The sequence below is a fragment of the Pseudomonas sp. TNT3 genome (assembly GCF_010095445.2).
Classification (GTDB): domain Bacteria; phylum Pseudomonadota; class Gammaproteobacteria; order Pseudomonadales; family Pseudomonadaceae; genus Aquipseudomonas.
Genome location: NZ_WFGV02000003.1, coordinates 204,833 through 211,201, shown reverse-complemented (window position 1 = coordinate 211,201; position 6,369 = coordinate 204,833). Strand labels below are relative to the sequence as shown.

At 56.2% G+C, this 6,369-nt stretch carries 6 protein-coding genes; 3 read left to right on the top strand and 3 right to left on the bottom strand.

What is annotated here, in order from left to right:
- Positions 1–207 precede the first annotated feature (207 nt).
- The gene (gene tyrS, locus GBC55_RS03800) at positions 208–1,407 is read right to left on the bottom strand and encodes a tyrosine--tRNA ligase (RefSeq protein ID WP_162436294.1); all 1,200 of its coding nucleotides are present in this window, start codon (positions 1,405–1,407) and stop codon (positions 208–210) included.
- Positions 1,408–1,619: 212 nt separating this feature from the next.
- Here tyrS and GBC55_RS03795 point away from each other — a divergent pair, with 212 nt between their 5' ends.
- Positions 1,620–3,044, top strand: a complete 1,425-nt coding sequence (locus GBC55_RS03795) for a peptidoglycan DD-metalloendopeptidase family protein (protein WP_162436293.1) — start codon at positions 1,620–1,622, stop codon at positions 3,042–3,044.
- 3 nt (positions 3,045–3,047) lie between these two features.
- On the top strand, positions 3,048–4,139 hold the full coding sequence (locus GBC55_RS03790; protein ID WP_162436292.1) for an anhydro-N-acetylmuramic acid kinase: 1,092 nt from the start codon (positions 3,048–3,050) through the stop codon (positions 4,137–4,139).
- A gap of 81 nt (positions 4,140–4,220) precedes the next feature.
- Here GBC55_RS03790 and erpA read toward each other — a convergent pair whose 3' ends face one another.
- Both erpA and argC read right to left on the bottom strand, forming a co-directional pair.
- Positions 4,221–4,571, bottom strand: coding sequence for an iron-sulfur cluster insertion protein ErpA (erpA, locus tag GBC55_RS03785; protein ID WP_007947969.1), 351 nt, complete (start codon positions 4,569–4,571; stop codon positions 4,221–4,223).
- Positions 4,572–4,739: 168 nt separating this feature from the next.
- Complete coding sequence (argC, locus tag GBC55_RS03780) at positions 4,740–5,774, bottom strand: N-acetyl-gamma-glutamyl-phosphate reductase (protein ID WP_162436291.1); 1,035 nt, start codon at positions 5,772–5,774, stop codon at positions 4,740–4,742.
- 137 nt (positions 5,775–5,911) lie between these two features.
- Here argC and hemJ point away from each other — a divergent pair, with 137 nt between their 5' ends.
- Positions 5,912–6,340 (top strand): protoporphyrinogen oxidase HemJ, encoded by a 429-nt coding sequence (gene hemJ, locus GBC55_RS03775; RefSeq protein WP_162436290.1) that lies wholly within the window; start codon positions 5,912–5,914, stop codon positions 6,338–6,340.
- Positions 6,341–6,369: the final 29 nt, after the last annotated feature.

Below are 6,369 nucleotides of genomic sequence, written 5' to 3'. Positions count from 1 at the left end.
CTCGTTAGCGGGAGGCGAATTCTACAGCGTTACTCGCTGCTGTCAACACCTCTTTTTCAACTCCTTTCGCGCTTCGATGACCTGAAGCAACTCACTGCCGAAAACTGCGTAACTCTTTGTTTACCAAGGAGTTTTCCGTTTCGACTGCGCCGGAAGTGGGGCGAATTATAGACCGTTACAATTCGCCGTCAACCCCTTATTTCACCTTTATTCCGATTTGAGCGTAATGCGCGCAAATGCCTTCTTTCCGGCCTGGCAGACATGGGTCGCGCCCAGCGCGTATATAAAGGTGCGATCGACAACCTCACCATCTATACGCACACCACCAGCATTCAGGAGATCACGCGCCACAGCCGAGTTTTTGACCAAGCCTGCCTTATTAAGGACGGCTGCAATCGGCATATCTTCAGCAGCAGCTAACTCAATTTCCGGCAGGTTCTCCGGCAGCTCGCCATCTTTCATACGATTACCTGCTGCACGGTGAGCGTTGGCCGCAGCCTCTTCACCATGAAAACGCGCCACGATCTCTTCGGCCAGCTTGATCTTGATGTCACGCGGATTGGCACCCGACTCCACATCCGCACGGAATGCATTTATCTCATCCATAGAGCGGAAGCTGAGCAACTCGAAATAGCGCCACATCAGCGCATCCGGAATAGACACCAGCTTGCTGTACATGACACCAGGCGCTTCCTGGATACCGACATAGTTACCCAGCGACTTGGACATCTTCTTCACGCCATCCAGACCTTCCAGCAATGGCATGGTCAGAATGCACTGAGGCTCTTGACCATAACCACGCTGCAGCTCACGCCCCATCAAGAGGTTGAACTTCTGGTCCGTGCCGCCTAGCTCGACATCCGCGCGCAACGCAACAGAGTCATACCCCTGCACCAACGGATAGAGGAATTCATGAATAGCGATTGGCTGATTAGTCGTATAGCGCTTGTCGAAATCATCACGCTCGAGCATGCGTGCGACGGTGTACTGCGAAGTCAGCCGAATAAAGTCAGCCGGCCCCATCTGATCCATCCAGGTGGAGTTAAATGCCACTTCGGTCTTGGCCGGATCAAGAATCTTGAAAACCTGAGTTTTGTAGGTTTCAGCATTTTCGAGCACCTGCTCGCGAGTCAGCGGAGGACGCGTCGCGCTTTTCCCGCTCGGATCGCCGATCATTCCGGTGAAATCCCCTATAAGGAAGATCACCTGATGCCCAAGCTCCTGGAACTGGCGCAGCTTATTAATAAGCACGGTGTGACCCAGGTGCAAATCCGGCGCAGTCGGATCGAAGCCCGCTTTAATACGCAGCGGCTGGCCGCGCTTTAGCTTCTCAACAAGCTCTGACTCGACCAACAGTTCTTCCGCACCACGCTTGATCAGCGCTAGCTGCTCTTCAACCGACTTCATAACAGACCCGCAAGGCTCGAATTCAAAGGGTACCAACCATACAAGATCACGCCCCAAATACAAAGTTTGGCCGGCGCAATGACGCCAATCCGCTGGCAGAGTAACCACGGACTTGCTTCAGAGATGATTTGGTTATATTTTATACAGTTATTTCATCTTCATCATGTCATTCATCTATTCCAATTCATCTTCTTCAAAGTCAAAAATTACCTATGACCAAAGAATCGTCTAAAGCGCCGCCGCTTTACCCGAAGACCCACCTGCTCGCAGCAAGCGGTATTGCCGCCCTTCTGAGCCTGGCGCTTCTGGTATTCCCTTCCAGTGATGTTGAAGCCAAAAAGACAACCCTGAGTCTTGAACTGGAAAGCCCTGCTGAACAACTGACACAAGATCAAGACGCTGCTGAAGCCGTTCAAGCCACAAATGAGTCCGCAACCTCCCCTTTCGCGCAGATTGAAAACAGCGTTGAAGAAACCAAGGAAACCGCTCAGGTAGAACCTGCACCAGCGCCGGCTGTTGAAGAAAAGAAGGCCCCAAATCATCGGGAAGTGATCGTTTCCAAAGGCGACACGCTCTCAACCTTGTTCGAGAAAGTCGGCCTGCCGGCAGCGTCGGTACATGAAGTGCTGGCCAGCGATAAGCAAGCCAAGCAATTCAGCCAACTCAAGCATGGTCAGAAACTTGAATTCGAACTGAATCCGGAAGGTCAGCTGACCAACCTGCACAGTAAGGTCAGCGACCTTGAAAGCATTACCCTGACCAAGAACGACAAGGGTTATACATTCAATCGCATTACCGCCAAGCCCACCGTACGCTCCGCCTACGTCCACGGCGTGATTAACAGCTCGCTGTCGCAGTCCGCCGCCCGTGCAGGCCTGTCCCACAGCCTGACCATGGACATGGCCAGTGTGTTCGGCTATGACGTCGATTTTGCTCAGGACATCCGCCAGGGTGACGAGTTTGACGTGATCTACGAGCAGAAAGTCGTCAATGGCAAGGCCGTCGGTAACGGCCCGATCCTGTCGGCACGCTTCACTAATCGGGGAAAGACTTACACTGCAGTGCGCTACACCAACAAACAAGGCAATAGCAGCTACTACACCGCTGACGGCAACAGCATGCGCAAGGCGTTCATTCGTACTCCGGTAGATTTCGCCCGCATCAGCTCCAAGTTCTCCATGGGCCGCAAACACCCGATTTTGAACAAGATTCGCGCTCACAAAGGGGTCGATTATGCTGCCCCACGCGGTACGCCGATCAAGGCTGCGGGTGATGGCAAGGTGTTGCTGGCCGGGCGCCGCGGCGGCTACGGCAATACAGTGATCATCCAGCACGGCAATACCTACCGCACGCTGTACGGGCACATGCAAGGTTTCGCCAAGGGCGTAAAGACTGGCGGCTCCGTCAAGCAAGGCCAGGTAATCGGCTACATTGGCACCACCGGCCTGTCCACCGGCCCACACTTGCATTACGAGTTCCAGGTCAACGGCGTACACGTCGACCCGCTGGGCCAGAAGCTGCCCATGGCCGATCCGATCGCCAAAGCCGAGCGCGCACGCTTCCTCGCGCAGAGCCAGCCGCTGATGGCGCGCATGGATCAAGAGAAGGCCACCATGCTCGCTTCGAGCAAGCGCTAAACCATGGCCCTCTATATAGGCGTGATGTCCGGGACCAGCCTTGATGGATTGGACATTGCGCTTATAGAGCTGACCCCGGCGATCAAACTGATCGCCACGCACTACATCCCCATGCCGGACTCATTGCGCGCCGAGTTGCTTGGCTTGTGCGCCAGCGGCCCAGACGAAATCGCCCGTTCCGCCATCGCCCAGCAAAACTGGGTGAAGCTGGCCGCCCAAGGCATCCAAGCTCTCCTCGAACAACAAAACCTGAAACCTGAGGACATCCGCGCCATTGGCAGCCACGGCCAGACCATTCGCCACGAACCGGCGCGCGGTTTTACCGTGCAAATTGGCAACCCTGCCCTGCTAACCGAGCTGACGGGCATCACCGTGGTGAGCGACTTCCGTAGCCGCGACGTAGCCGCCGGCGGGCAAGGTGCTCCACTGGTGCCAGCCTTCCACGAAGCATTGTTTGAAGAGCAAGCCGGCAACCGCGCAGTGCTGAATGTCGGAGGTTTCAGTAACCTTAGCCTTATTGAACCCGGCAAACCCGTTGCGGGATTCGACTGCGGCCCGGGAAATGTTCTTCTGGACGCCTGGATTCATCAACAACGCGGCGACAACTTTGATCGCGACGGCCTTTGGGCTGCCACCGGCGAAGTCGAACCTGTCTTGTTGAAAGCGCTACTGAGCGATCCGTTTTTCGTCACCAAAGGCCCTAAAAGTACCGGCCGAGAAGTGTTCAACCTACCCTGGCTGACACAGCATCTTTCACTGTTGCCGACGTTCGCCATCGAAGATGTGCAGGCAACACTGCTGGAACTGACCGCCCTGACAATCACTGAGTCGTTGCAAAGCGCTCAATCAGATACGCGTGAGTTGCTGGTCTGCGGCGGCGGCGCGCACAACGCCACGCTAATGCATCGCCTGTCCCGTCTGTTACCCAACACAAGAGTCTGCAGCACTGCCGCTTACGGCGTCGACCCGGACTGGGTAGAAGCGATGGCCTTCGCCTGGCTGGCCCACTGCTGCCTCGCAGGCATTGCCGCCAATCGCCCCAGTGTCACTGGCGCTCGAGGCTTGCGGGTGCTCGGCGCTATCTATCCCGCCTGACTGCGCCCCAGCAAACTCCAGACAGCAAAACGCCGCAAAACTCGCAGGTTATGCGGCGCTCGGTATTATCTTGAAGCGTATTCAGATCGAGAACGAAGAACCACAGCCACACGTGGTGGAGGCGTTCGGATTCTTGATAACAAAACGCGAACCCTCCAGACCTTCCTGGTAGTCCACCTCGGCACCTGCCAGGTACTGAAAGCTCATCGGATCAACGACAAGACTCACACCTTCGCGCTCAACGATCGTGTCGTCATCGGCCACTTCTTCATCGAAGGTGAAGCCGTACTGAAACCCGGAACAACCACCACCCGTAACAAATACGCGCAGCTTCAAGCGATCATTCCCCTCTTCATCGACCAGGCTCTTCACCTTGTGCGCAGCACCGTGGGTGAATTGCAAAGCCGTGGGGGTGAAGGATTCGACGCTCATGCTAACTATCTCCCGGCGTTACGCCGCCATAATGCGTGATGACGCGCATTATCCGCTTCTCCTAGAAAATCGGTCAACTATTGTTACGGTATATCAATCAAGCAAATCGTCAGACAAGAATGCAAAAAGGCCTGAAATCCAGGCCTTTTTTGCTGAATGGGGTAAGCGTTACGGCAACATGCCTGCGTGGGAAAGACCCAGGCGCTCATCCAGGCCGAACATAATGTTGAGGTTCTGCACCGCCTGACCCGACGCACCCTTCACCAGATTGTCGATAACCGACAACACCACGACGAGATCCCCATCCTGTGGACGGTGCACGGCAATTCGGCACACGTTCGCGCCACGCACGCTACGGGTTTCCGGATGGCTACCGGCTGGCATCACGTCGACGAACGGCTCGTCGGCATAGCGTTTTTCGAACAGCGCCTGCAGGTCCACCGAGCGATCCACGACCGTCGCGTAGAGCGTCGAGTGAATGCCGCGGATCATCGGTGTCAGGTGCGGTACGAAGGTCAGGCCAACGTCCTTGCCCGAGGCACGGCGCAGACCCTGGCGGATTTCCGGCAAATGACGGTGACCTTTGACGGCGTAAGCCTTCATGCTTTCCGATGTCTCCGAGTACAGAGAACCTACGGCGGCGCCACGACCGGCACCGCTGACGCCGGATTTACAGTCAGCGATCAAACGCGTGGTGTCGGCCAGCCCCGCTTCGAGCAATGGCAGGAATCCCAGTTGGGTAGCAGTCGGGTAGCAACCAGGAACAGCAACCAGACGAGCCTGTTTGATTTGCTCGCGGTTGACTTCCGGCAAGCCATAAACGGCCTCTTCAAGCAATTGCGGAGCACCGTGCGGCTGTCCGTACCACTTCGCCCACTCATCAGCGTCTTCCAAGCGGAAGTCCGCCGACAGGTCGATGACCTTGGTCCCGGCCGCTAGCAGCTCACCCGCCAGGGCATGCGCGACACCGTGAGGCGTGGCGAAGAACACCACATCGCAGGCACCCAGGGTTTTGATGTCTGGAACGCTGAACGCCAGGCCGTCGTAGTGACCGCGCAGGTTTGGATACATATCAGCCACGGCCAGACCGGCCTCGGATCGGGAAGTGATGACCACCACTTCAGCTTGCGGATGCTGTGCCAACAGACGCAGCAGTTCGACACCGGTGTAACCCGTGCCGCCGACGATACCGACCTTGACCATAAACCTGCCCTCAAACGAAACCACTGGAAAGCCGTCGATAATAGGGCCCGCATCGCGCTGCGACAACCGGCAAGGTGACGCGCGGAGCCTCAAGCCTCTACTATCCAGGCTACCGTGAACCTGGGAATACCTAAAAAATGCTTTATCTATGGCTCAAAGCTTTTCATATCGTCAGTCTGGTCTGCTGGTTTGCCGGCCTGTTCTACCTGCCACGCCTGTTTGTCTATCACGCCCAAAGTGAGGACACCGTCAGCAAGGAGCGTTTCAGCATCATGGAGCGCAAGCTGTACCGCGGCATCATGGGACCGGCAATGATCGCCACGCTGATCTTCGGCATCGCACTGATCGCCATGAACCCCAGCATATTCAGCCAGGGTGCCTGGATTCACGCCAAGCTGACGCTCGTAGTGATTCTGATCGGCTACCACCACATGTGCGGCGCGCAGGTAAAACGCTTTGGCCGTGGCGAAAACACCCGCAGCCATGTCTTTTATCGCTGGTTCAATGAAGTGCCGGTTCTGATATTGCTGGCTATCGTAATTCTGGTCGTGGTTCGACCGTTCTAACTTCACTACGCGCTACTTTTCGGGGTACC

Coding starts and splice junctions, on each gene's coding strand:
- hemJ (WP_162436290.1), top strand. CDS start 5,912: ATGCTTTATCTATGGCTCAAAGCTTTTCATATCGTCAGTCTGGTCTGC.
- erpA (WP_007947969.1), bottom strand. CDS start 4,571: ATGAGCGTCGAATCCTTCACCCCCACGGCTTTGCAATTCACCCACGGT.
- GBC55_RS03790 (WP_162436292.1), top strand. CDS start 3,048: ATGGCCCTCTATATAGGCGTGATGTCCGGGACCAGCCTTGATGGATTG.
- tyrS (WP_162436294.1), bottom strand. CDS start 1,407: ATGAAGTCGGTTGAAGAGCAGCTAGCGCTGATCAAGCGTGGTGCGGAA.
- argC (WP_162436291.1), bottom strand. CDS start 5,774: ATGGTCAAGGTCGGTATCGTCGGCGGCACGGGTTACACCGGTGTCGAA.
- GBC55_RS03795 (WP_162436293.1), top strand. CDS start 1,620: ATGACCAAAGAATCGTCTAAAGCGCCGCCGCTTTACCCGAAGACCCAC.